The 26318-nt window shown below is 35.9% G+C and carries 29 protein-coding genes; 4 read left to right on the forward strand and 25 right to left on the reverse strand.

What is annotated here, in order from left to right; genetic code table 11:
* Positions 1-57: 57 nt before the first annotated feature.
* The 12 genes from NZD88_RS08035 to NZD88_RS08090 all read right to left on the reverse strand — a co-directional run bounded on the left by NZD88_RS08035 (position 58) and on the right by NZD88_RS08090 (position 9038).
* On the reverse strand, positions 58-717 hold the full coding sequence (locus NZD88_RS08035) for a DUF2461 domain-containing protein (RefSeq protein ID WP_259828620.1): 660 nt from the start codon (positions 715-717) through the stop codon (positions 58-60).
* 49 nt (positions 718-766) lie between these two features.
* The gene (locus tag NZD88_RS08040; RefSeq protein ID WP_259828621.1) at positions 767-1255 is read right to left on the reverse strand and encodes a GDYXXLXY domain-containing protein; all 489 of its coding nucleotides are present in this window, start codon (positions 1253-1255) and stop codon (positions 767-769) included.
* Positions 1242-2312 (reverse strand): DUF4401 domain-containing protein, encoded by a 1071-nt coding sequence (locus tag NZD88_RS08045; RefSeq protein ID WP_259828622.1) that lies wholly within the window; start codon positions 2310-2312, stop codon positions 1242-1244. Before NZD88_RS08045 ends, NZD88_RS08040 begins: the two co-directional genes overlap by 14 nt.
* Complete coding sequence (locus NZD88_RS08050; protein ID WP_259828624.1) at positions 2302-3258, reverse strand: DUF2157 domain-containing protein; 957 nt, start codon at positions 3256-3258, stop codon at positions 2302-2304. Before NZD88_RS08050 ends, NZD88_RS08045 begins: the two co-directional genes overlap by 11 nt.
* Positions 3259-3501: 243 nt before the next feature.
* Complete coding sequence (locus NZD88_RS08055; protein WP_259828625.1) at positions 3502-4152, reverse strand: hypothetical protein; 651 nt, start codon at positions 4150-4152, stop codon at positions 3502-3504.
* Between the two features lie 86 nt (positions 4153-4238).
* The gene (locus tag NZD88_RS08060) at positions 4239-5111 is read right to left on the reverse strand and encodes an aldo/keto reductase (protein ID WP_259828627.1); all 873 of its coding nucleotides are present in this window, start codon (positions 5109-5111) and stop codon (positions 4239-4241) included.
* Positions 5112-5116: 5 nt separating this feature from the next.
* Complete coding sequence (locus tag NZD88_RS08065; RefSeq protein WP_259828629.1) at positions 5117-5602, reverse strand: hypothetical protein; 486 nt, start codon at positions 5600-5602, stop codon at positions 5117-5119.
* Between the two features lie 35 nt (positions 5603-5637).
* On the reverse strand, positions 5638-6228 hold the full coding sequence (locus tag NZD88_RS08070; protein ID WP_259828630.1) for a hypothetical protein: 591 nt from the start codon (positions 6226-6228) through the stop codon (positions 5638-5640).
* 218 nt (positions 6229-6446) lie between these two features.
* A complete protein-coding gene (locus NZD88_RS08075) occupies positions 6447-7106 on the reverse strand; it encodes a hypothetical protein (protein ID WP_259828632.1) in 660 nt (219 codons plus the stop codon).
* A gap of 7 nt (positions 7107-7113) precedes the next feature.
* The gene (locus NZD88_RS08080) at positions 7114-7914 is read right to left on the reverse strand and encodes a helix-turn-helix transcriptional regulator (RefSeq protein WP_259828633.1); all 801 of its coding nucleotides are present in this window, start codon (positions 7912-7914) and stop codon (positions 7114-7116) included.
* A 161-nt stretch (positions 7915-8075) separates the two neighbouring features.
* Positions 8076-8423 carry a hypothetical protein gene (locus NZD88_RS08085; RefSeq protein WP_259828635.1) on the reverse strand — a complete coding sequence of 116 codons (348 nt, stop codon included), beginning with the start codon at positions 8421-8423 and terminating at the stop codon, positions 8076-8078.
* Positions 8424-8444: 21 nt separating this feature from the next.
* Positions 8445-9038 carry a hypothetical protein gene (locus NZD88_RS08090; protein ID WP_259828636.1) on the reverse strand — a complete coding sequence of 198 codons (594 nt, stop codon included), beginning with the start codon at positions 9036-9038 and terminating at the stop codon, positions 8445-8447.
* Between the two features lie 477 nt (positions 9039-9515).
* Here NZD88_RS08090 and NZD88_RS08095 point away from each other — a divergent pair, with 477 nt between their 5' ends.
* Both NZD88_RS08095 and NZD88_RS08100 read left to right on the forward strand, forming a co-directional pair.
* Positions 9516-9734, forward strand: coding sequence for a helix-turn-helix domain-containing protein (locus NZD88_RS08095; protein ID WP_169232834.1), 219 nt, complete (start codon positions 9516-9518; stop codon positions 9732-9734).
* Between the two features lie 28 nt (positions 9735-9762).
* On the forward strand, positions 9763-10008 hold the full coding sequence (locus NZD88_RS08100) for a helix-turn-helix domain-containing protein (protein WP_259828637.1): 246 nt from the start codon (positions 9763-9765) through the stop codon (positions 10006-10008).
* A gap of 141 nt (positions 10009-10149) precedes the next feature.
* On the opposite strand, the gene NZD88_RS08105 is transcribed toward NZD88_RS08100, so the two are convergent.
* The 12 genes from NZD88_RS08105 to NZD88_RS08160 all read right to left on the reverse strand — a co-directional run bounded on the left by NZD88_RS08105 (position 10150) and on the right by NZD88_RS08160 (position 21753).
* Positions 10150-10857 carry a DUF6090 family protein gene (locus NZD88_RS08105; RefSeq protein ID WP_259828649.1) on the reverse strand — a complete coding sequence of 236 codons (708 nt, stop codon included), beginning with the start codon at positions 10855-10857 and terminating at the stop codon, positions 10150-10152.
* 41 nt (positions 10858-10898) lie between these two features.
* A complete protein-coding gene (locus tag NZD88_RS08110; RefSeq protein WP_259828651.1) occupies positions 10899-11717 on the reverse strand; it encodes a DUF5694 domain-containing protein in 819 nt (272 codons plus the stop codon).
* A gap of 289 nt (positions 11718-12006) precedes the next feature.
* Positions 12007-12846 carry an alpha/beta hydrolase family protein gene (locus NZD88_RS08115; protein WP_259828653.1) on the reverse strand — a complete coding sequence of 280 codons (840 nt, stop codon included), beginning with the start codon at positions 12844-12846 and terminating at the stop codon, positions 12007-12009.
* Between the two features lie 255 nt (positions 12847-13101).
* Positions 13102-14184 carry a transglutaminase-like domain-containing protein gene (locus tag NZD88_RS08120; protein WP_259828655.1) on the reverse strand — a complete coding sequence of 361 codons (1083 nt, stop codon included), beginning with the start codon at positions 14182-14184 and terminating at the stop codon, positions 13102-13104.
* Positions 14185-14365: 181 nt separating this feature from the next.
* Positions 14366-15991, reverse strand: a complete 1626-nt coding sequence (groL, locus tag NZD88_RS08125; protein ID WP_034749412.1) for a chaperonin GroEL — start codon at positions 15989-15991, stop codon at positions 14366-14368.
* Between the two features lie 111 nt (positions 15992-16102).
* Positions 16103-16381, reverse strand: a complete 279-nt coding sequence (locus tag NZD88_RS08130; RefSeq protein WP_034723531.1) for a co-chaperone GroES — start codon at positions 16379-16381, stop codon at positions 16103-16105.
* 174 nt (positions 16382-16555) lie between these two features.
* Positions 16556-16690 (reverse strand): hypothetical protein, encoded by a 135-nt coding sequence (locus NZD88_RS08135; RefSeq protein WP_259828661.1) that lies wholly within the window; start codon positions 16688-16690, stop codon positions 16556-16558.
* A gap of 259 nt (positions 16691-16949) precedes the next feature.
* A complete protein-coding gene (locus tag NZD88_RS08140) occupies positions 16950-17669 on the reverse strand; it encodes a DUF3108 domain-containing protein (RefSeq protein WP_259828662.1) in 720 nt (239 codons plus the stop codon).
* A 111-nt stretch (positions 17670-17780) separates the two neighbouring features.
* On the reverse strand, positions 17781-18260 hold the full coding sequence (locus tag NZD88_RS08145) for an ecotin family protein (protein WP_259828663.1): 480 nt from the start codon (positions 18258-18260) through the stop codon (positions 17781-17783).
* A gap of 44 nt (positions 18261-18304) precedes the next feature.
* Entirely contained in the window at positions 18305-19522 is a 1218-nt protein-coding gene (locus tag NZD88_RS08150) for a dicarboxylate/amino acid:cation symporter (RefSeq protein ID WP_259828664.1), read from the reverse strand.
* Between the two features lie 230 nt (positions 19523-19752).
* The gene (locus tag NZD88_RS08155; RefSeq protein ID WP_259828665.1) at positions 19753-21039 is read right to left on the reverse strand and encodes a CitMHS family transporter; all 1287 of its coding nucleotides are present in this window, start codon (positions 21037-21039) and stop codon (positions 19753-19755) included.
* Between the two features lie 18 nt (positions 21040-21057).
* Entirely contained in the window at positions 21058-21753 is a 696-nt protein-coding gene (locus tag NZD88_RS08160; protein WP_259828666.1) for a DUF2490 domain-containing protein, read from the reverse strand.
* A gap of 151 nt (positions 21754-21904) precedes the next feature.
* On the opposite strand from NZD88_RS08160, the gene NZD88_RS08165 reads away from it, so the two are divergent.
* Both NZD88_RS08165 and NZD88_RS08170 read left to right on the forward strand, forming a co-directional pair.
* Positions 21905-23011 carry a sensor histidine kinase gene (locus tag NZD88_RS08165; protein ID WP_259828667.1) on the forward strand — a complete coding sequence of 369 codons (1107 nt, stop codon included), beginning with the start codon at positions 21905-21907 and terminating at the stop codon, positions 23009-23011.
* Positions 23011-23709: a LytR/AlgR family response regulator transcription factor gene (locus NZD88_RS08170; protein ID WP_259828668.1), complete on the forward strand. Its 699-nt coding sequence runs from the start codon at positions 23011-23013 to the stop codon at positions 23707-23709. The genes NZD88_RS08165 and NZD88_RS08170 overlap by 1 nt, the downstream gene beginning before the upstream one ends.
* Positions 23710-23907: 198 nt before the next feature.
* On the opposite strand, the gene NZD88_RS08175 is transcribed toward NZD88_RS08170, so the two are convergent.
* Positions 23908-26298, reverse strand: coding sequence for a M1 family metallopeptidase (locus NZD88_RS08175; protein WP_259828669.1), 2391 nt, complete (start codon positions 26296-26298; stop codon positions 23908-23910).
* Positions 26299-26318: the final 20 nt, after the last annotated feature.

A 26318-nucleotide genomic window follows, 5' to 3' on the forward strand; every position in this document is an offset into this window, starting at 1 on the left:
TAGGTTATATTTTTTTACTTTTTAACTGAAATACATTGCCTTCCGGTTCTATCATTTTTAAAATAAAGGCTCTCCATTGAGATTCGTCGTCAGAACTTCACTCATATAATCAAAAAAAGGACGCATCGCTAATAAAGTGAGAACGGCTTCTTTTTGAAAACTGGCCGATATAACTTCCTTATCGGTAAATTTTCTCATGACGACATATTGCTTTTTTCTTATAAGATCAATGGCCGGATGATTTTTATCAAAACCTCTTGGAGCTGTTTTTACAGCCTCACCTTCGATATTTCCGAAGTATTTCCTGAAAGTTTCATCAGAAGTAATCTTTTCTATGACTGTTGTACTGAGTTCGAATTCTTTACGGATGCGAAGCAAATCTTTGGTATCAGGACCCCAAAATCCGCCGCCCACAAAACTGTTATTGGGCTCTATCTGTATATAATATCCGCCTCGTAACATCGGTTTTGAACGGGAATAGCCAACCCCGAAATTATTTTTATAGGGTGTTTGATCTTTTGAAAATCGAACGTCTCTGTAAATCCGATACATATGGATTCCTTTTAAATTATCGTGTTCCTGAAGGTCAGTATAGATCTGATCAAAAAAAACTTTGTTTTCTTTCACAATCAAGTCATATTCCGGTTTGTGCTGGGCAAACCATTCTCTGTTGTTATTTTTTTTCAGGTTTTTAAGGAATTCAAATGCTTTTTTCATGTCGTGGTATGAATGTTAGAAGTTATAGGTCTGAATAAACCCGGATGCTTTATTTTATGTTTTTCAGTTGCTGATCATAAAGACCTATTAACAAACTGTTTCCCTTTTTATCGATTTTTACGCCACCATATTTTGCTGCTTCATACTTTTTAGCTTGTCCTTCCTGAAAGAAGAAAGATTCTGCTCCGATATTGATATTCCATTGGTCGGGAGCAGTGTATTTAATTAAGTATTCGCCCTTATTTAAAGGGGTTGTTTCTTGTTGGAACCTTAATCTTTCTGCGACGCCTTTGCTGTCGAGACGTATAACGCAATATCCTCTTTTGGGAAGATGTTCAGCATTGACATTTTCCGATAGTCTGTACCGTAAGCTCATGTAATCACCCTGCATCAAAGAACGGGGATCTACCGGGGCCAGCTGCAAAAGAACAAGTTTCCCGTTCTGGAGAAGTTCTTCCTTTTTAGAAACGGAATAATTGAAATACACCAGTAAAATAACAAGGTTGGCTGCAATAATGATCCATTTATACTTTTTCATTCGATGTCAGTTTTTTACGGGTTAATAAATAAAGCCCCAGGAATAAAATACCAGACGAAAATAAAAGAATGGATTTGGTCAGCAGGGTAAAATGAAGGTCATAATAATATCGTGAAACAAAATAAATAAATGCCATAATGCCAATGGCCAGACTGGTTTTGTAATTCACTAAAAAGCTTAAAAGAATAATTAAAATAGCTCCCGATATGGCCGGGGATAGAATAGTAGGCAGTAGTAGGGCTACAGTCACAATATAAATACCTGCCTTTTGTGTAGTTTGGGAAATGTTCAATACTTCAAAAAGCCTTGAAAGGACATACAGGATGGCCAGAATAATGACCACAGATGATATCCAAAGATAATCCCCGGATACCTCAATAAAATCATTCCCAAGAAAAATCAATCCTGCTAGAAACGAAAAAATAAGTCCGATGCGAACCGGATCATATAATTTTGAAAATGCGGGATGCAGAGAAATTATTTTAGCTTCTTTCAGGAACACTGCTGTAACAGTGATAGCCAGAAGAGAAGTATACAGGTGAATCAAATCAAAATTGTGGTTCGATGCAATCAGTGTTATAATACCTCCACTAATGATTAGTACAGAAATAAAGGCAATGATATAGCTGCGGACAATTACCAGTGATACAGCCGCAATCAGAATACAGATAAGGCTGACCGTATTTTCAGTCATTTCCATCTTAAATAAGCCGAGTGCTAAAAGGACCAACCCAATAGTATACGATGAAACACTTACGGTATCAAAGATGATGGTATTATACATTGTATTGATGAACATTCCTCCTATAATTAATAACATTCCAGATATCAGTAAACCGGAAGTTGAATCATATAATCCCGTAATGAAAAGGAAACCCAAAAAAGCAAGGCTTGCTAAGATCCCTCCGAAAACAGAAAGAATTTTTACGGCTAAGGATTGATGGTCATCCCTTTTTGCATAAGCGGCAAAGATAGCATCTTCGTCAAATTTTAATTCTTTATTTTCCGGGGTTCGGAAATAATCCAGCATTTCTTTGATCTCTTCTCTATTTCTCATGGTTCCATTTTTTTTGAAGGTTGATCAGATTCATAATTACCAGCGTAACACTTACAATGATAAAAAGGCTGACTAGTAAAAGCATGCCTCCGCCTTCTGATATTTTGAGAAGTAAAGCTGAAATAATGATAATGATGCTCAATGGAATCACCGAAAGATAAAACCCATTTTTTGATTGGATGCCGTGCCAGATTCCTAGCCCAAAAACCAGTAAAACAATCGGAATTAAAACCGGAAATACAGGATCGTATCCATCAAGAATCCCAAAAATCATTCCGGCAGTCGCGAAGGTCACGGAGCCTAAAGCCAGGATATAGGTAAACCACTTAGGGACATTTTCAATTTTTTTATCCTTATCCAAAAAGAGGAAAGTAAGGAGTATGGCTGTATTGAACAGAAAAAATAGTGTAATGACCAATAATGCCGGCCAGTCTTTGGCGACCTGCTCTGTGTATAGAAAAAATGTCGTGTTAAGTAAAACAATATACAGCAGCCACAATGGAGCAAAGTTGGAAACTACCACCCAAAGCGTTATAAAAAGAGTCCAGGCCAAAAAGAAGTCGTAGGCATTAGCGCCCGTTTGATAAATCTGTCCGAATACGGCAAACAGAACTCCAACCAAACATGATGAACCCGTCAGAATGATATTTTTGGTCGTGCTGTTTATTTTGGGAAGTAATACGATGATGGTCGTAGCAATAACGAGGATTTCGGTTAACCCTAGCTTTACAAATTTATTCAGGTCTGCCCAATTATAGGCAAAAAAGAAAATAATTCCTGCGGTAGTAAAACCTATTCCTAGGGTGATAAAAAACAGGCGAAGGAATTTCTGCCACATGTCTTTATCATGGTAAATGTTTTCTTTCAGAGCCCGTTGTATGTCCTGTTCCGTCACATTGCTGTGGCGGCTGATGATATGGAGGTCTTCCCGCTGGAGGTTTTTCATGGTTGGTGTTTTTAATAAGTATAATGAAATACGATGTTTCATCAGGCTTCACGAAACGAAGCTACAAAAAAATGATATGTTTTCAATTTAAGATTTTTAAGCATTCTTTAATGCAATGTTAGTTGAGTTTTTTTTATTATATTTTGATAGTCAATTAATTAAATTACTTTAATCAATTTCGATTGAAGCATAGCCTAATTGTTTGTGACAATTTGGATAAACATACATCAGATTAGCTTTATATTACTCTATAAATTCTATTTCAACTTCAGGAAGTTTTTTCAATATCCTTGTTTTTCTAATGATTTCAATGACATTTTCTGTAAACTTATGGTGATGGACTGAATTGGCAATGAGAAGCTGTACCTGCTCTTTTAATTCATTGAGCCATTCTCCCGGATGATTTTCCTGTAATAGTTTCTGATAGTAATGATTTTGTTCAACGAGATCATTGGTTAGCCCACATATTGTTCCTTTATGATAACTTCCCCAAATATTCTCACTGGTGTAGGTGTGGTTCAAAATGAACGGTTTGGCTTTATGGATATTTTGAAGATTTTCTCTGTATTCAAGGGCTTTGTTAAGGGCTATTTCACAAAGTTGTTCAACCTCTTTCGAAAAGTGATCGTCGTTTCCATCATATTCTATAAAATCAACATCTTGTCTATAGCTGATATCAAATGAAAAATAGACCTGTTCATGCCAATTGAAATTGACCCCAACATTGAGCGTGGTTCCCTGTCTTCCGGTAAATGGCTGAAACTCGATGACGGTCGTGTACCAACCATTGTCGTCAAACCAGATTCTTGATCTTCCTTTTTGTTTGATGCCATACGGGCCAAAAATTTTTTTTGCTGTTTTATTTATAATCTTTGAATGATCTGGTGATGTCATACTGTAGTTTTAAAATGGCAAGCTGTTCATTAATTTTTCACTCTCCCAATGCTGTCGAGAGTATCCCTACTACGAACCTCAAAAAATTAGGGAACCGGAACACCCGTACTTTCCGACCAAAGCGCGAACCAATCCTGTAACTCCATATTAACCGTGGTTGCTTTCATTAGATTGGCAATCCTCGACGGATCAGCGGTGCCGCAAACCGGTAAGATCCCGGCAGGATGTTTTAGAATCCATGCGAGAAGAAGAATATCTGCAGTAACATCATATTGAGTAGAAAGCTCTCCCAATATCTTTTTTAAACGCTGAGTCTGATCGTTATCCTGTTTAAAAACAGTGCCCAAGGGTGACCAGCACATTGGTGTAATATGACGAGTCTGCATATGATCTAAACTTCCGTTGGTCATCGCTTCAAAATCGGTAACAGAAAAGCTGATTTGATTATAATTGATTTTGATTTTTGTTTCAATCAGATCCGTTTGTAGTGGTGTAAAATTGGAAACACCAAAATTCAGAATTTTTCCGTCTTGTTTGAGTTTTTCGACAGCTTCTGCAATGTCATCAGCTCTCATTAACGGGCTGGGACGATGCAACAACAGTAAGTCCAAATAATCCGTTTGCAGGTTTCTCAGTGACTGTTCTACGGACCCAATAATATATGAAGCAGAATAATCGTAATGCTTTATGGAGTTATTTCTTTTGTCGGATTGCATTTGAATACCACACTTAGAGATCAGCTGTATTTTGCTCCGATCGATCTTACTTTCGTTGAAAGCTTTTCCAAAATCAGCTTCCGTAGTATAGTCTCCGTAAATGTCTGCATGATCAAAAGTTGTGATGCTGTTTTCCAGACAAGAGTTCATCAATTCGATCATCTGTTGAGTGCTGCAGTTTTTACCCCAGACTCCCCAGGTCATGGTACCGGCAATAATCTTTGAAAAAGGTGTTGTATTCATGTTTTTTATCTAAATGTCTCTTTGAATTCATCAATATAGGAGAATTTTTCATATCCTAAATATTTGAATTGTGCTTGTATTTGATTTTTTATCTGATAATAATTTACATGATAGAATTGAGATATTTTTGCAATCTTACTGCCATTTTTATATAAATACAAATATTGATATGTACCTCCCTTTGAAGTTAAATGACTGTATTTCCATCCTTCTATTTCAGAGAATTGATATGATTTTGTTTGAAGACCCCAAAAGCGTTTTATAATTATTTCGTTTCGATTGATTTTTAAAATGATGCATTTGGTTCTAACCTCTCCAAAAAACAGTACTATGAAAGAGAAGGTAAATAAAAAAGGAAAAAAAATAGCAAATAAGTTTTTTTCATAATATGGGTCACGGAAAAATGTAGGTAAAGTTAGGACCACTAAAAAGAGAAAGGCAATGGATAATATTGAAGGGAGTAATGATTTTATTGTAAACTTTGTTTTCATATTTTCTGCTGCTCTATTTCAAATCATATAAATTTTTAACTCTCTTTTTCAATCATAAAACCATGAGACTGTAGATATTCATCAATATCAACGTCAAAAGGAACATCAAAGCCATTATTTAAGTCATACAAGCCGGCTCCGGCTTCTGAGGATTCTAAAAATCCAAGAATTTTAGACTGCGTTTTTTCTTTGGCGTTTCTCCAGCAGCTCATTAAGAAATCACTTTCCAAACCGAACTGGTTTTCCCAGTAATGAGCATAATCCAAATGACCATCTTCATCGAGATAGGCCGAATAATCAATATTATTTTCCTCCAAAACTCTTTTGCAGAGTTCCTGAACGTCAGTGGAGGAGTAGTCTTCCAATGAATGTTCTTTTAAATGGAGTTCTGCAATCTGAATGGTCTTGTCCGGAGAATAATATTCATAATTGGGTAAGGCAAATAAAAAGCTTAAAGGACTTGAAGCATAATAATACAAGCTGATCACTTCAATTTTTTTATCATCCTCCCTGAATTTATATTTAGAGCTTAGAACATCAACTAAGAAATTGGTAACTGCTTTTTCTCTGGGAAGCAGGAACGTGTTTTTAAAGGCTTCATCAATTTTTTGTTCTATTTTCTTCATGTCTTGTTCACTTTTTTTGTGGGTGTAAAAATAAAGAAACCGTTCTGGAAACAGAACGGTTTTATATGTTTTTAAAAATAATTGACTTATTTTATTCCTTATGCACTCATCGTTTACGGTTCGGGTATTGCCGAAGGTGGGCATTTTTAGCACAAAAGTTCAATCGAAGCAACTCAGCCCCGCTTTTCGCAATACCTTGTTGTTTGTCATAAAATTGTTCAAGCAGTCTTTGTATTTCTGCTGTATCGCCAAATAAAATACCACGTAATTAAAATTTGAAAAAGAATAATTGTAGGAAGAATAAACGGATATTCTTGAAATGGTTTCAGTGAGTCGCCACCACCAAGCATTAATGGCAAATCTGTAATATTAAATATCACAATAACAGCCAATAAAGCTTTACTGCCTTTGAAATACCACCAACAAAATAATCCATACAAAAACTCCAACGCAAAATTTAACCACGGATAATCTATAATTCCCAAACCCCAAACTGGCGTAGCTGAAAACGGTGAAAGTTGAATGTCTTTTTCGTGAAATATCATATCTATAATAATGTGAGATAAAACGCCAATGGAAAATGCAATAGCAAGTTTTCGGTTGTTGTAGCCCCAGTTAATAATGGCAAATGATATTAAAGCAGCCACGACTGCACCAAACACAGAGTGCGAATAAGGAAGAAAATCGAGGTGCACTTTACCGTCTGAAATGGAAAAATGTTCCCAACCGATGTAATTAAATAATACCCAAAATAATTCTATCAACTGTACTGAAACAAGTAATAAAATCATAGGTGCTGTTGGTGCTTTTTTCTTAATGAGCAAGGCTGTTGCAGCGTGATTGATTGCATACATAATGTGTAATTTTTTTGCAAACATACAACAGCTATTTTCTGTATGCTTGTATGATTTGGCTATTCTTTAAAAGTAGAGAAGGGTTGAGCCCGAACATTCTTTTGAAAGTCCTGTTAAAGTGTGATGCATCAGAGAAGCCTCCTTCTAATGCTGCCTGTGTAATGTTTTTTGTGTCGATTATTTTTTGCGTTGCACTTAAAAGTTTTGTCCACAAAACATATTTTCGGATTGGAATTCCAACCTGGTCAGTAAATAAATGAATAAGACGGCTGGGTGAAATAAACACTTTGCCTGCAAGGTCATCAATTTTAATCCGAACACCGTTTTGCTGATTTAACAGTTTGATCACCTCTAAAATTCGATTGTCAAAAATTTTCATTTCTTCTAAATTTATCAATGTGTAAAGAAATTTTTGGGTGATTGAAAAAATTTCATCGCAGCTTTGTTCTTCTTTTAATTCAATTTGTAGTTGGCCAATAAATTCAGAAGTTTTTTCATCTGACAATTCTGCAATTTTTTGATTGGTAAGATATTTTTTTTTAATAGCGGTTCCGATTTTACTTTCAGGGGCAATATTTAAAAGCAGAAATGTATTGTCATAAGTTCTGCACTCATGCGGTTGGTCTGAATCAATAATTGCAGCTTTGAATTTATATGATGAATCAGGCAGTCTTATTTCAATTGCTTTATCAAAACAAATAACAATTTGAATGGCATGATGGTCATGTATTGACGTATCAGCAGCTTTGCCGATGTACATAAACTGTCCTGTCCAGAAAAAAAGGAAAGCATTTTGTTTTATGGATGTGATGGAGGCTTTATTAATACTCATTTTACAACGATAGTTTTTTATAATCGATTATCCGGATAGTCAAATAAGTTCTCAAAATACTTTCTATCTATGGGTAGGCTTTTTTCAAATTCTTTCTGCTGTTTTTGCCTCACTCATTTTCTACCCTCGCTTTTCGAAGTTTACTGACTTCGTATTGTGTTCTAAAAAGACTTATCGTGCCAGTTATTTCCGCAATGTCTGCATTGTCTTGCGTATGGTGTTCTTGCTAGCTTGTTACATTTTGGACAATTGTTCAGAAAAACTTTTTCAGGTGTTTCTTGCATTATTCGCTTGGCAACATTGAATTCAAATTCTTCATATCCATCTTTGAGGTACTCTTTTATGTCAGGCCGTTCACTAATCCAACCTCTGTCAATCATCATTTTTCTCATTTTTGGATTGTCCTCAGTTTTATAAGTATACATCTGATATTTCAATGCCAGCTTTTCATCGTCTGTCATTAAGTTGCTGAAATAGTTTTTGATATAATTCGCTGTTTCTTTGTCCACGATAATTCTGTTGTGCGTTGGTTATTCTGGTATCATGGGTTCGGCATTATGATAATATTTCATATTTTCCCAATCAACATCAGGTAGATTCATAAATTCTTCAGCAGTAAAAGATTGTTTAAATTCATTGATATAACCAAAATGTTTTGGATTTAACGTATCTATACTGCTCACTTTACTTTTGCTGTAATACCAGAATGTATATATTTTTTTACCATTTTTATCATAAAAATATTTATTAGTTTCCTCTTCACCACCAATGATTGAGCTGTAATAAATTTCTCGATTATTTTTGTCAATCACTGAAAAGCTATTATTTTCATCTCTAATTCCAGCATCGTAATCTCTATGGGTTCGTTTAAAATATTCTTCGATTTTTTCTGATTCAATCATTTCAACAGAAGAGATTTCAAAGTTTTCTTCTAAAACATTCTCAGGATTTTCGGTTTCGTCTAAATAATAAATAAGATGAGTTATTTTTTCATTTAAATACTCTTCTTTCTTTTTTACAGAGCCATTTTTATAATAAACTTTTACATATTTTTCAGAAAAATTGATGAAATTAAAATCTATTTCATTTTCAAAATAATCTTCATATTTAATTTCAAATTCCATGATGCTTAATTTTTAGCATTTTTTTTATAATGACGCAGAACACCCTAATTTACGCATTGCGTCAATATAAATATATATAAATTGTATTAATCCTGTAGAGTTCTACTGAAATTACATGACTCTGCCCAACTCTGTTTCTCATCAATCGCAACCAGCGGAAGTCGCAAACACCTATGTTTGTTATGAAATAATTCTTATTTTCACGTTTTATCAATAGTTATCGTTAGCTTGTTTTTCTTTTGTTCTACGTTCACCATTTGTCCTTCTTTAAACCCCAGTTTATCAAGCTATTTTCCCTCGAGACGAATTTCGGGAACAGTTATTATTCTGTAAGTACTTGTCTGATATCTTGTATGAATTTTAAGTCTTCTTGAATTAATCATTGTCATATAATTGTACGACAAATGTATCATAAAATTTTGAAATGTCAATCTTTTATATGACAATTTTGTCAACAAATTAGCTGACATTTGATTTATGACCAGAGAGAAGTTAAAGATAGAATTGGGTAAACAAATTGTTATGCTTCGTCAGCAGAAGGGCTGGAGCCAGTCTGATCTTGCCCGTGCCTGCAACAAAGATCGCCAGGCTATTGAAAAACTGGAAAACGGTAAAGTAAACCCCACGCTTTATACTTTGCTTGAAATAGCAACTGCTTTGGAAGTTTCTCTGCCGGAACTAGTGGATTTGGTTTGATATATAAAGTTTCCAAATTGCTCGGATAATGGTAATTGCAATGGATAAAATTGAATTTCGAATAGCTTTTGGTAAAAGAGTTGAAAAACTTAGAAAGAAGATGGGATTAAGCTATCGGGAGTTAGCTCAAAAATGTGATGTAGACCATAGTAATATCAGTAAAATTGAAAAAGGAGAAGTTGATTTAAGAATTTCAACAATACAGGAACTAGCTACAGGCTTAGAAGTTCATCCTCAAGAATTATTCAATTTCAAAATAGATGAGAAATCATAGATTATCCTTAATTAGAATATAAAACAATCTCCGAAGTCTGAAACTTCGGAGATTGTTTTATTGTATACAAACTCAGTAGTAAGAAGCATTCCAGATACAGAAGCTGCATTTTCAAGGGCAAATCTTGTTACTTTCTCTTTTTTACTTATGCTCTTCCTTATCAATTTCTTTTATAATTTCTCTTGCTTCCTTAATAGCGCCTTCATAAGATTCCTGGGTGTCTTTGGTAAAACGATCAATACCTGATAAAAGAATCTTTGTCTTCTTTTTTAGTATCGTTGTATTGATATCTTCATCTTCGTTTCCATTTATTAATAAATCTACATACCTTGAAATGAGTCTTTCGTATGAGTCTTCGACAAACGCTATCTCTGGAATAGTTTGCTGATAATAACTCAAAATTTTATTTCTTATATTTTGATTTTCTATGGTATTTATTTTTCCACTAGATTTAAAGCCTTCATATCGTCCATTATTTACTAATGTATTAATGAAATTTGTACCTGAATTAATCTGTTTGTGATTAGCTTCAATACTGTCTATTTTTTGTGGGGTAAGATGTAAAGCAAATGATATTTGCTGTTGAGTTTTATTTAATGTTTTTTTTGTGTTTTCCAGGTTTGAAATGTCTTTTTGTAAATCTTCCTTCAACCCAATTAAAAATGTTTGTGCATCTTTCTGTTGATGTCTTTCTTCGCTCCAGGAGTGAAGCCAAATTGAAAGGGTAACTGCAAATACAATAATAAGAATTTCAGTAAGTACTTCTTTTACTTTTTCTTTAAAAGAATGGTTTTTATTGTTCATAGCAGAATGTATTTTTTTTGAGTGTTTTATGATTTCGTCTTGCATGTTTTAGTTTTGTAATGTTAATTTGAGCTGTTGGTGGCAGTTTATTTTAGTATGGTATTTAATTCAACGAGTTCAAAGTCGTCATTGTTTTGTAGCAGATGTTTTAATATAGGAATATGCCCTTGTCCAAATATCAGGATAACGTATTTGTCATTGGCATCTATTTGTGTTATTACATTAGCGTAAACGGCTAAATTCCTCAAATACCAATCAGAAACGGATTCTGCACCAATGTAATTGTCTCCAGCACCAATTTTTGCATAATATTTTAAGTACAATGATAAATTTTTCTCCAAAAGTTCTTTTGTGTTGATATATTTCAGGATTCCGGTTATTGAATTTTGTTTTGTTACACTATCGATTTCACGCATAAAGTTATTCGCAGTAGTCCCTAATTCATTTAATATATATACCTGATTTTTTTCTTTAGCAGTGACAGAAACCAAACTGTCATGTTTCATTCCATAAAAAATATCTACACAATTGATATGTTTTAAATTTAATTTTTTAGCTAATCTAAAACCAATTTGCTCCCGTTCAGAAACGGTTAATGTATACCTGTTTTGGGAATAGGTATTATACAGACTATCAATTTGCTTTTGTTGATTCAATGGTTTTTCTATCATCACTTTATCAGCATTTGTTCGTTTTAAAATTTCGGTCAGTTCTTCCAGTTCCTTCTGTCTTTTAGGAGCTAAAAAATCATCAGTCTTTAATTCAAACGTATCTAAATGAGGGGTTTCAAAGTGAATGGTCCCGATTAACAGGATTTTGGTTTTGTGTTTGGATGCTTGTCCAAAAGTTGTTGTTAATGATAAAAACGTAATTAGAAATGTAAAAATTGTTTTAATGAAAGTCATTCTTTTAGGTTATTAGTTTATTTTTTGTTAAAGATAAAGCTTATTGCGAGACGTAAAGATGAATTCACAACAAAATTAGTAATTGCTTGAAACGGCTGTTGTAGATTTTCCTGATTCGCTGTTTTTTTATTCTAAACAAAAAAAACCGCCCTGCAAAAGCAAAACGGTTAGTATATAAATTGTCTTAGCGACACGTTGTTACATCATTCCCGGCATTCCACCACCTTGGCATAGCTGGTTCGTCTTTTTCACTTCTGTAATCACGCATTCTAATACTTGTGGTAGTGCTTTATTTTGAAGCTTTATTTTTTTTAATATCCAAAGCTTTCTGCTTTATCCATTGTACAGCAATATCAACAGGGGCTGTATCGTTGCTAGAAGAGGTATTGTGTCCCAATTTAGAAAAAAAAGTATATTCGAAAGGTTTACCCTGCACTTTAAGTGTATTTAATTGCTCTATACACAACTTTACCGGAATCTGTATATCTTTTTCACCAAAAAGCCAAAGCCCGGGAATTGAAAGCGTATTCAGATAGGTTTTTGGGTCAGTCGCTACAAATTGATACCTGTCCGGATCATTTCTGGTATGCTCGATGGCATCTGCTTCTGTATGATTTTCCCAAAAACTATTGTTTCCATTAGTATAAAACTGAAATCGAAGTTGTTCTAACGTTGTAATTGTAGGGCAACTAAATAAAACCATAAAGTCAATTTGTGGATTTTTGCTTGCAGCAATCGGGATTATCCATCCTGCCTGACTGAAGCCAACTAATCCAATGGGTGTTTTTTTATCTTTCAAATAGGTTCGAAATGTTTTTACGGCTACATTGGCATCGTGAGCCAATAAATTAAGATTAGTAGAGTCGATATTATTCGTGCCCACAGAGGGTCCTACATACACACCACCAGATTCTCCAACTCCACGTTTGTCATAGGTGAATACAGCAATGCCTTCTTTAGCAAGATGTTTTGCGAACTCCATTTCTCTTTTTACCGGATCAGATCCGTGAACAATGACAACTGCTGCAAAGGAGTTTTTAGGTTGTAAAATTGAGCCTGCGAGAGTGATACCCTGACTTTCAAACTTTACATCCTGAATGGTAAAGTCGGTCGATTGTGAAAATACCATTTCTGGTAAAGCTATTAATAGCAGCCAAATAAAGACGTTAGAAAAAAAGTTGATTTTCATGGGTTATAGTTACCTATCAAATATAATAAAAAAACCGTCCTATAAAAACAGAACGATTTAATGTTTTTGAAAATTTTTTTATAAATTTTATTGTTTCTCAGTGAAAAGCTCGCACTACTGTGGATAATTAACTACCACATTACTTTACCTGTTTTTCTCTTTTTAGAATTCATATTGGAATCTCTTTGAGTTTACCTAGTAACTATAACCAGGTCTTTGATTGCCTGGATAAGCAGGATTTATGATAAAATCACCATAAGGATAAAGTTTACCATCTCCGTTGACGTCTGGAACTCCCCAAGCATTGCCATTATATACGTTGTCTTTAGGGGAATTGGCATCCATTACCATAACATTTGTTGCCCCATTTTGTCTGTAAACAGATTTGTTATCATAGGCATCCCATAGGGCATCAAGGTGTTTCCAAGTTCCGTTATCAAGCCATTCTACACATGCATGGGCAGCGGGTTTTCCATTGTAGTTAAAGGTAAGGAATTTCAAGACAGAAGGAATGCCCAATGCCCTTAACATTGTTATTTGAATAACAGCCCATTCATCACAAATACCCCGATAACCTAACTGATCAATTACCAGATTATCCGCCCAAGTAAACTCGCCAATATGAAGGATGTTACCATCATAAAGCATTTTTTCTTTGGTTTTGAGGAATACTCGGAATACTTTATCAGAGACCGTAATTGCCGGGCTGCCCCATTGTAATGCTAGAGCCCTGTATTTGTTTAAATGGTGTAATTCATTTTCTTCAAGCCAATCATTATACGCAGGTGCAGTTGTTGAAGGAATAGTTTTTTGAGGCAATTTTAGGGTATTGATCTTAATTAGTTGATTATTGTTTGAAATGTATTTTTCGACTGTCTGGTTTTCAAGAAGATCAATCTCCCAGCTAATTTCATTTTGGGTCCAATCTATTTTGGGTCTTATAGCAAGAATATTCTTTTTACTTTTAGCAATCCGATTGGCCTCAATTAAACTGAATAGTCGATTTGATTTTGAGTTTAATAGATCAAAAGTCTTATATTCAAGAATTTCTGATTTTATTCCAGTTTCATTCTGACTTTTGATTTGCTTTAGATGGAATGCAATTATGTCATTTTTATCAGGGGATTGAATAACAATATCAAAAATTCCCTCAGAATCTGGTTCTGTTTCGTGCCAGATTTGAGATCCATGGACATTGTTCCATTGTATAAAATCTTCATTTCTTGCAATTTCGGGGTGTCTTCCTATTAAGTGAATAGTACTATTAAATTGACTCATTTTTTTTAAAATTTAAATTATGCCTACTCTGTCCGTTTTCGGCTTATCCGTTTCTACCCAAATGTATAAACGTAATTTAAATTCTGAAATAACACTTTTGTGTAATTTTGAGAGTGAAAAAACCGCCCTGCAAAAGCAAAGCGGTTTATATATTAAATTGTCTCAGCGACACGCTGCGCTGTTACATCATTCCTGGCATTCCACCTCCCATTGGCATAGCAGGTTCAGCGCTCTTCACTTCAGTGATTACACACTCAGTCGTAAGAAGCATTCCAGAAACAGAAGCTGCATTTTCAAGGGCAACTCTTGTTACTTTCGTAGGATCAATGATTCCTGCTTCAAGCATGTTTACATATTCGTCAGTTTTAGCATTGTATCCGAAATCTCCTGTACCTTCTGCTACTTTAGCAACGATTACAGAACCTTCACCTCCTGCGTTAGCAACGATTTGTCTTAATGGCTCCTCGATAGCTCTTTTCACGATTTTAATCCCTGTAGTTTCGTCAGAATTGATTCCTGTAAGGTTTTCCAAAGCAGTGATCGCTCTTACTAAAGCAACACCTCCTCCTGCAACGATACCTTCTTCAACTGCTGCTCTTGTAGCGTGAAGGGCATCATCAACTCTGTCTTTTTTCTCCTTCATTTCAACTTCAGAAGCTGCACCTACATAAAGTACGGCAACACCACCAGCTAATTTAGCCAATCTCTCCTGTAGTTTTTCTTTATCGTAATCAGAAGTAGATGTTTCCATCTGAGCTTTGATCTGAGCTACTCTTCCTTTGATTTTAGCTTCATCACCACCACCGTTTACGATAGTCGTGTTATCTTTATCGATGGTTACTTTCTCAGCAGTTCCCAACATATCTAGAGAGATGTTTTCCATTGTGAAACCTTGCTCCTCAGAAATAACCTGTCCACCTGTTAAGATCGCGATATCTTCCAACATTGCTTTTCTTCTGTCTCCGAATCCCGGAGCTTTTACAGCAGCAATTTTAAGAGAACCTCTTAATTTGTTTACTACCAAAGTAGCTAAAGCTTCACCTTCAACTTCTTCAGAGATAATTAATAGAGATTTTCCGCTTTGTGCGATAGGCTCAAGAACCGGAAGCAATTCTTTCATAGAAGAAATTTTCTTCTCTACTAAAAGGATGTAAGGGTTTTCTACTTCAGCTACCATTTTCTCAGGGTTCGTCACAAAGTAAGGAGACTGGTATCCTCTGTCGAACTGCATACCTTCTACAACGTCTACTGTTGTATCGATACCTTTAGCTTCTTCTACAGTAATTACACCTTCTTTACCTACTTTTCCGAAAGCCTCAGCGATCAAAGATCCGATAGTTTCGTCGTTGTTCGCAGAAACAGAAGCTACCTGCTTCACCATTTCTTTAGAATCTCCAACTTCTTTAGACTGAGCTTTAAGACTTGCAACAACAGCTGTTACTGCTTTGTCGATTCCTCTTTTCAAATCCATTGGGTTGGCACCAGCAGCTACATTCTTAAGACCTTCTCTTACGATAGCCTGTGCCAAAACAGTAGCGGTAGTAGTACCATCTCCTGCGATATCATTAGTTTTGGACGCAACTTCTTTTACCATTTGCGCTCCCATATTTTCTACTCTGTCTTCAAGTTCGATTTCTTTTGCTACAGAAACACCGTCCTTAGTTACGTGAGGAGCTCCGAAAGATTTTTCAATCACAACGTTTCTACCTTTTGGTCCTAAAGTTACTTTTACTGCATTAGCCAATGCATCAACCCCTCTTTTTAAAGCGTCTCTTGATTCAATATCGAATTTTATTTCTTTTGCCATTTTATTTAGATATTAGATGTTAGACGTCAGATGTTAGACGCCAAGCATTATTTGAAAATTTATTTTTTATTCAGTTTTAAGTCTGAAATCTGATGTCTTGTATCTGGAGTCTTATCCAATTACACCAAGTAAATCACCTTCCTTAACGATTAAGAAATCTTTTCCGTCTAATTTTAATTCAGAACCTGAATATTTTCCATAAAGAACTTTGTCACCTACCTGAACAGTTGTAGGCTCATCTTTTTTACCTGGACCTACTGCTACTACAGTACCTTCCTGCGGCTTTTCCTTCGCAGTGTCCGGAATAATAATACCTGAAGCTGTTTTAGTTTCTGCAGCGATAGGCTCGATAAGAACTCTGTCTGCTAATGGTTTAAAGTTTACTGACATAATATATTTTATTTTTTTATTAATTCTCCATTATAAATCTCTAAATGTATGCCATGAGGCCCTGATGGATGAAATGGCAGAATTTTGATTCCCAGTGTGAAAATTTGGCAGAAAAATGAAAAAATAAAGCCGGAAACTTCCGGCTTTTGTATTGAACTCTAATGATTCATTGAATTATGGGCAGTACTGTCCCGGCCCGATCCATAAAGTACATTTTCCCTGATCGTCGCGTTCGCAACAGACCAATCTCGCCGCACCTCCCATAATGGATTTTTGGGCGTCTCTGCTTAATGATTTAGCATTTTTCATAGATAATATTTTGTTTATTGTACATGCCTGAACATTTAATGTCAATCAGGATTTTGACGATTTGATGTGATCGTGTAAGTCAAAGATAAAAAAAATCAGAATCATATTATACACTATTTGTAGATTTATTTGTGGTGTTTGTGTTTTGATAATCAGTGTTTTAATGATTGTTCTAAAGGAGGGTGTCTACAGAGATTTTGCATTAATAATGAACATTAAAAAGAAAAAGTTTACCATTGCGATAAACTTTATATATTCATTATTGAATGGTTTCCATTGTCATTTTTCTTCCATTCATATCTATATCCTGTTTCAGAATCTTTCTGGTTTCGGGATCAATATAATAAGTAACGATGGTTTTTTTATCTCCGATATCGTCGGTAGTTTTTACAGCCCAGACTTTTTTTCCGTTGTAATCTGTTTTCTTTACATCCAGTATATAGGCTTTGATGAGTCCTTTCTTAGCATCCGGATTATAATCGAAAATAGAGAGGTCAGCAGTATAATTTTCTTTCAGGGGAGAAAACCTGATGAGCATAGGATAGCTGCTGCTGTCAAAATAATCTGCGGCATCCATTTCGATATGGTCTTTTTTCTGTGATTTTTTATCCAGATAATAGCCGGTTACTTTAGTCTTACCCGATTTTAGAACCATATCTCTCATCATATTAAAAGATGAATGATAGACGGGCTGGAAATTAGCAGTTTTTACGATGGTAGAATCTGTCCACTTGGCATCCGGAGCCTGTTTCAGCTTTACAGTAGTTTTGATGAGCAGATCGGTTTTGTTTAATTTTTTGAGTTCTGTAATAATGCTTCCAATCTCTATTTTTGTGCCTGCATTTTCCGCGTACCAGACCGCTTCTGATGTTTCATCTTTGATCAGCTTAGGATCAATATTGCTGTTGGCTGGGGTGAGCAGTTTCTGTGAAAATAAATTAACACTGCTTATTAATAACAATACAAGAAATGTTCTCATGGTTTTTATCATGATAAGTAGATTAGATTCTCAGAATGTTACATTTATTGGTCTTCTTTAAGATTTGATTGAGATATTTCCTGTTCTATTGAAAACATTACACATGTAATTTTATTTAGCTGTCTTGAATTCACTATCGATTTTCCATAATCTGTATTCGACAGTCCAATTTTTCGGGATAAAAAAAGTTGTGGTAAAATCTCCATTATAATCCATAGAAATTTTTTGAGAGCTTACAATCTTTTTTACTGTTTGTTCTTTTTTACCACAGTTATCTTTGTTATATACGTCAAAGATTTCTACGGGTGTATCTTCTGCAATTGAATAATATCCATTCCTAGAGCTAGGCGATCCATTTTCATATTTTAAATTTTGCAAGCTAAAAGTAAAATATTGAGGATCTTCACATTCTGAAACATTAACTTCTAATCCAAAACGAACTTCTACTTTATAATTTTTTTCATTTTCGATTTTTGGAAGTTTTAAATCTATTCTTTTTGTGTTTGCAGTCAATTCAGGATGTGTTGGCTTCTCTTGGGCATTCAATAGTATTGCGGAGGTAAGTAAAAATGTACTTATAATTTTTTTCATGATCATTAATTATTTTGACCTCAAATTTATGGATTTAATAGATATTACTTTAGGTCATTATTTTTTGAAGACTGGTTAATTTTCGAGATCACTGCCCCGGAAATAGCAATGCTGATAAAGTTGGTCACAGATCTTGCCTCGTTCATAAAACGGTCTACGCTGTAAAGAAGGGCAATATCCGTTAAAGGAATTTTTCCAAACCTGTTCAACGTGAAAATAAGGGCAAGAAATCCAGATCCCGGAACGCCTGATGCCGTTTTTGAGGTCACAGAGATAATCACGAAAAGCCAGAGATAATCACTGACCGTTAATGAAATGTTATAAAACTGGATGAGAAAGCAGCATGTCACAGAAATATAAATACACGCACCGGAAAGATTGAAATTATAGCCTAAAGGAATGACAAACCTTAAAATCTTTCTGCTGTAGCCTTCCGATTCCATTTTCTCAAAGATCAGTGGAAATGCTGTCTTAGAAGAGGATGTGGTAATCACCAGAATAATTTCCTCCTTTAAATCAAGCAAAAATTTCCACAGACGGATTTTAAATAGATAAGAGACGATTCCCAAAACTCCAAAAATAAAAACTATGTCAGCGAGATACACCGTTGCAACGACTTTACTGAGGGGCAGAAGTGTATTGATGCCATATACCGCAACTCCATACGCGATATTACAGAAGATAATAACAGGAAGAATGAGGTAGAGATATTTGATCACCGTATAAAAAACCTTGAGGCCCCGGTCCAAGAGATTCAGGAATTGGTCTCTTGCGCGCGAAAGATTCATGAAAATCCCTGCGAGAATGGAAACAATAAGAAAAATGCCGTGCCTGTTGAGATACAGACTACCAGATAAACTGCTGTCATTGATTTCAAATGTTTTCGGAAGCGTTTTACTGATCCTCGCAGTATCAATTCCGGTATCGGCACCGGGTTTTACAGCAAAACCGAAAATAAATCCTAGAATAATAGCCACAGAACTGATGATCAGAAAATAGAGAATGGTTTTCCAAACAATGCTGCTGGCATTCCTGATTCCTGATAACTGGCAGATTCCGTACATGATCGCCATGAAAATAATCGGAAGGATGAGTATTTCCAGAACCATGAAAAAATAGCGGCTTACAATTCCCAGCTGAATACTTGCCTCAGGTGCATAATATCCCGTAAGTACTCCACCGAGAATTGCGGCAAATACATATAAGGTGAGATTTTTTAAATATCTTCCCGTGAATGTTTTCTTGGTTTCAAAAAGGTTCATCTGAATATACTTCTACTTTCCGTACAAAGATCTGTTGTTTTTTTTACATCTGAAAAATAATAATCGGGTAGGGAAACATGAGGCTGGAAGAGGGAAGTTATTGAAGTCGGAAATAACAGCTTCCAGCCGGTTTCTATTATCTTTAAAATTTACCCACTAATTTTATAACTGCTTCCAATATCAACTTCCATCCTCCCTCTTCCGGCTTCCATCCCTTTAACACATTCGGGTTAAATTACACCCAAAATCAATGCAGCGATCAACATGACAATTGAAGATCCCAACGCCCATTTTAAAGTATATTTCAAATGGTCCGAAAACTCCACGCCTGCTAATGATACTAATAAATAAGTTGATGGAACCAATGGACTCAAAAGATGGGAACCCTGCCCAATAAGACTTGCTCTTCCAAGGATTTCCGGTGAAATTCCCAGCTGATGCCCTGTAGCCACAATAATAGGTAAGATTCCAAAATAATAAGCATCATTGGAAAGGAAGAAGGTAAACGGAATACTGAATATGGCGGTAACGATATTCATATATCCGCCCAAGCTTTTCGGAACTATTTCTATCATACTGTTTCCCATGGCCTGCATAATGCCTGAACCATTCAGAATTCCGGTGAAAATTCCTGCCCCGAAGATCATTCCAGCCACTGATAAAGCATTACCCGCGTGCTTGGAAATAATTTTCTGCTGATCTTTTAATTTGGGATAATTGATAATGGAAGCGATACAAAAAGCGATCATAAAAGCAATTCCCAATGGAACAATATCCAGGATCATCACAACCAGAAGTGCGACTGTAAGAGCCAGATTGATCAGGATCAGTTTCGGACGTCTAAGCTTAAGATCTACTTCACCGATGATATCGTTGGTGTTGTATTTGGTGTATTTTCCATGTTTGGCGATTCTTATTTTTTCTCTTCTTCCTAAAATATAGGCAACGAATATTACCCAGCCAATTCCTATAGCCATAATCGGGATCATAGGGACGAAAATTTCGGTATGCCCCAGTTTCAGAGAACTCATTACCCTTGCTGTAGGGCCTCCCCAGGGAAGAATATTCATAATCTGTCCAGCAAGCATGATGATGCACGTAAGAATCAGTGGATTCATGCCCTGTCTTTTATATAGAGGAAGCATGGCAGCCACCACAATTAAATAAGTGGAGGAACCGTCGCCATCCAGTGAAACCAATGCGGTAAGAATAGCGGTTCCTATCGTTGTTTTAATGGGATTATCTCCAACAGTTTTTAAAATTATATTGACTAACGGTTCAAAAAGTCCCGTGTCGATCATTAAACTGAAATATAAAATGGCAAAGATCAGCATAACGCCGGTGAGAGCTATTTCTTTGACTCCGTTTTTCATCATTTCACCAAGTTCAGGACCAAAACCCGCAAAAAGAGCTACGGTTACCGGTACGATGACCAAAGCCGTAAGCGGAGTCAATTTTTTATTCATGATCAGAACCATGAAGATCAGAATCATGAGAAATCCAAGGAATGTAAGCATAGATGATTTGATTTATAGTTATTTATTTTTGTTTTTTTTTCTCCAGTCGAAACTGTTTCTGTAGCCAATATAGGCGTAGTTGCTTGTAGATTTGGTTTCCAACTGATTGATAAAAGCGACTTCGATCGCTGAGTTTTTCCCCACTTTAATTCCAAGCCCTGCTGTTAACCGGTTGCTGTCAAACGGATCTTCTTTCACCACGTTCATTCTTAATTCATTTTTCAGAATGCCGTATAGTTTTTCTTTTTCTCCCGCTCTGTTAAAAGGAATTCTAAGGGAAATAAGGTATCGCAGTCTGACAATGAATTCATCGGGGTTACTTATAAAACGTTCTTCCACACGGAAACGGTGTGACACGGAAGTTCTTCCGATATTACCTCCTAAAGTCACCTGTTGGAAAGGTCTCTTTTCATACCGCTCTTTTTTTGAATTGTCAGATTTATAAGAATCCAGTACCAGGAACATGAATCCGGCGGCGGGTTTCACATCATTGGCTACTTCATAATCCAGATAGGCGGATACCAGAAAAAGTCTTGTGTCATACGCGAGGTCAAAAGAACGGTACTGCGAAAGAGCGGTTAATGTACTCTTATCTGTCAGTTTTGCAGACATGAGATACTGGAACCACATATTGTACTTGTCACGGCTTTGTGCGCTTGCCTGACAGATCATTGTCAGCAGTAAAATGATGATTAATGTGAATTTAATTTTCATGTAATATTGAGTTAATATCCTGATGTTTCAAATATATTTATAAGAACCAGCCGCGGATTTATTTTTCAATCAATGACAGTTTTTATCAGTGAACTGCAGGATGGGATAAAAAAGATGGTATATTTGAAAGATTGAAATTTGGATTTTTTAGATGTTTTTAATTATAAATATTATATTTATATTGCTGGTTTTCAGGGTTTTGTTTAATGCAAGGGTTTTGAAAAGACTGATGGAATACCACTGGGGACTTTTATTGAAGTTCCAGCATATTTTCTTCTTTTTGATCTTCTTTATCATCACTTTTTTTACCGAAAACTACTTTTTGGATGTTCCGGAACTCATCTGGAGTGTTTTATCTGTCATTATTTTTAATATCGGAATTTACAGTCTCGTCTATTTTTATCTGGTTCCGGAGTTTTACCTTTCCAATAAATATCCTGAGTTCATTCTCTATGCACTCATCAGCTTTCTGTTCTCGAGTCTTTTCAGAATTTTACTCGAGCCGGCAGTTTTTAATATGCATTTTAATGAAACGCTTTCGAATACCAAATTTCTGTACAATGTGTATACAGCGCAAGGAATTGTAATACTTGTTGCTTCGTTTTTAGGAATTACCAAGGACAAATTTCTTATCGAACAAGATTTTAAAGATTTGGGTGAAGAAAAGGACCAGCTGTATCTGGATCTTTTGAAATCTAAAATGAATCCTCATTTTTTGCTAAATACCCTTAATAATATTTATTCCAAAAGCTTTCAGCCGTCAGAAAATACATCAGAGTCTATATTACAGCTTAGTAAACTGCTTCAGTATGTGATTTATGATACCCATAAGGAGAAGATCAGCATGGCTCAGGAATTTTCTTCCATCAAATCTCTGGTAGGACTGTATCAGCTGAAATATAATAATGTGCTGGATATCACTTTTGATATTCAGGATGAGGAAACTCTGGAATTAATTGATGTTCCGCCTTCTGTATGTCTCACGTTATTTGAAAATGCCCTGAAGCATTCTGCGGTGGGGATAGAAGCAGAGAGTTACATCCATATCAGCTATAAAATACAGGAGCAGGATCTTTTATTTGAGATCAGAAATTCTGTGTCGAAGAAAAAGAATCTTGTTGGGAATATGAATGACGGTGGTTTGGGAAATGAAGCCGTCATTCATATTTTAGAGAAAAATTATGCAGGCAGATTTACTTTTATATCCAAACTTGCAGAAGACAACAATTATCAGACTATTTTAAAAATCAAATTGTAATGGCTAACCTGACGATCGTAAGTGTAGACGATGAATATCCGGCACTCCAGCTTATCCAAAAGTACTGTGAGCAAATGGAAGATGTGGATCTGCTGAAGGTATTTCAGGATCCGGAAGAAGCATTGGGATATCTTCAACAGAATAGAGTAGACCTGGTGATTCTGGATATCAATATGCCCTACATCAACGGAATTGAACTCTTACGTCAGCTTCCTTACAAGCCATTGTGCATATTTCTTACCCTTGAAACTCAGTATGCGGTCAAAGCTTTTGAACTGGATGTGGTACATTATCTGGTAAAACCTGTCGACTTTGAAACGTTCAAAAAAGCGATCCATAAAGCCAAAGATTTTCTGCAGTTTAAAAACTCTGCGGAGAATCAGAAGAAGGAAGATTTTATCATGTTCAAATCCAATTATTTGATGCATAAAGTTCTTCTGGATGAGGTACGTTGGGTACAGGGATTCGGGGAATATATTATTTTGGTGACTCCTCTTAAAAAGTACATGATCCTTGAGCGGATGTCCAATTTTGAAGAGAAATTTCAGAACCTTGGATTTATTAGAATTCATAAATCCTATATCGTTCTGTCTTCCCATATCAGTTCGTATGATACGGCTCATGTGTATCTTAAAGACGGTGAGAAGCTTCCACTGGGCAGGACGTATAAAAATTCCTTGAAAGCTTATCTGAATTAATTCTTCGGGCTTAAAAATCTCCCGCAGATTACGCAGATTTTTTTGAGTTTAATATTTAAAAATTCAATAGGGGTGGGCTTTAGCCCACCGAACATTTAATAAGCATCAGAAAGTGGCTTTAGCCAAATCATTAAGTTGTTGATTACAAGAAAAAAGCTTGTCTCAAATATGAAACAACCTTTCTTAGCTTTTTATTTTTTATGATTTCTTTCCAGCAGCCTGCATCGGATTTACTTTTCCGTTGGCTCCTCCTCTTACCGGACCACCTCCCTGTTTCTGTTTAAACAATTGGAATTTTGAGACCTGAGTATCTGTTCCGGTACTGTTCCATAAGTTATTGGAAGTGTCAATATCAGCGGTTTCCCTCATAGGATCAAGCTGTATCGACTTTATTTTTTTGTCAAAATAATAAGTCTTGGAAACCTTCTGCTCATTCTGTCTCCAGATTTGTGCAGATGACTTGTCATACAGTTTAGTTCCGTCTTCAAAGGTGAATTCAAGGATGATCGGCATCACCAGTCCGCCTTTATTGACGAAATCGATCTGGTAGCCTGTCAGGTTTTTGAATTTCTCCTGATCCTTAGCATCTAGTGGAAGACCGGCTTCTGTTTTTACAGAATATTCTTTGTCAGCATCCAGTTTCTCCGTACCTCTGTCATACCTGTAATAGAAATCCTGAAGATCCTTATCCTTATCTACATAGAACGTGATGTTCTTATCCTCTTTATTTCTGATTTTTGAAATATCTTCAAATGTATTTTGAAGTGGTTTTTCCACTTTGTATTTTGTTTCTTTTGCTTCCTTTGGAGGAGTGTTGAGATCCGGAACAGCGACCGTCACTTTATCAATCGCAATATCTACAGGATCTGTTCCGTAGAACCATCCTCTCCAGAACCAGTCAAGATCCTCACCACTCGCATCTTCCATAGTACGGAAGAAATCTGCGGGTTCAGGATGTTTGAATGCCCATCTTTTTGCATAGGTTTTAAAAGCCTTATCAAAAAGTTCTCTACCCATGATCGTTTCACGAAGAATATTGAGTCCTGTAGCCGGTTTTGAATACGCATTCGGCCCAAACTGAATAATGTTTTCAGAATTACTCATGATAGGTTCCAACTGATCTTTCGGCAGTTTCATATAATCTGTGATCGTCCATGCAGGACCTCTTTTCGATGGAAATTTATTGTCCCATTTCTCTTCTGTAAGGTACTCTGTGAATGTATTTAATCCCTCATCCATCCAGCTCCATTGTCTTTCATCAGAATTGATGATCATTGGGAAGAAATTATGTCCAACCTCATGAATCACTACCCCGATCATTCCGTTTTTAGTTCCCTCAGAATAGGTTCCGTCTTTTTCCGTTCTTCCAAAGTTGAAGCAGATCATTGGATATTCCATTCCGTTAGCTGCTTCTACAGACTGTGCTACAGGATACGGATAAGGAATCGTGAATTCTGAATAGGTTTTGATGGTGTGGGCAACAGCTTTTGTTGAATATTTTCTGTACAGACCGTAAGCTTCTTTTGGATAGAAACTCATGGCCATTACTTTATTATTGTTTTCAGGAATGGTAACACGCATTCCGTCCCAGACAAATTTTCTGGATGAGGTCCAGGCGAAATCTCTTACATCAGTCGCTTCAAAATTCCATGTTTTTCTTTGTTTAGAATGATTTTTCTCCGCCTTTTTCGCTTCATCTAATGTTACGATCTCAATAGGTTCGGAAGCGCTTTCAGCTTTTCGGTATCTGGACATCTGATCAGACGTTAAAACCTGATCATAATTTTTACATTCCCCGGTTCCACCAATAATATGATCTGCGGGTACATTCATAGAAACTTTGAAATTTCCGAATACCAAAGCGAATTCACCACGTCCTGTGAACTGATGGTTCTGCCATCCGTGGAAATCACTGTATACACACATTCTCGGATACCATTGTGTCATCGTGTAAAGGTCATTTCCGTCTTCAGCGAAATTTTCATAACCGCCGCGGCCACCCATTTTTATTCTGTTCGGAATATTATAGTTCCAGTCTACTTTGAAGACCAGTTTTTCTCCTTTCTTTAAAACTTTCGGCAGATCGATTCGCATCATCGTCTTGTTCACCGTATATTTCAGAGGATTTCCTGAAGCATCCGTTACTTTTTCCAGATTAACACCATAGCCGTTATCTTTTTCCGGAAGATCAGTGACTTTCAGCTGCTGATCATTGGAAGAAGCCGGAAGAGTAGAAGGGAATTGAAATCCCGCGTTTTTCACAGTCGATTGTTCATTCTCGTCCAACTGAAGCCAGATATAATCCAGGTCATCCGGAGAATTATTATAATAGGTAATGGTTTCTGAACCCTTCAGATTTCTTTTGTCTTCATCAAGGTAAGCCGTAATATCGTAATCGGCTTTGTTTTGCCAATATCCGTGGCCGGGAGATCCCGAAGCCGTTCTGTAAATATTGGGAGTTGGGAGAATAGTCCCGAGCTGCTCGAATCTGTTTCCGTGGTTGCTTCCAGGATTGTTCTGGATATTTTGTGCGGTGAAACCTGTATAGGCTAATACAGAAAATGAAAAAAGGACTGCTTTTAGTTTCATTACCAAAAAGATTTAATAAT

The sequence above is a fragment of the Chryseobacterium pyrolae genome (genome assembly GCF_025153485.1).
Lineage (GTDB): Bacteria > Bacteroidota > Bacteroidia > Flavobacteriales > Weeksellaceae > Chryseobacterium > Chryseobacterium antibioticum.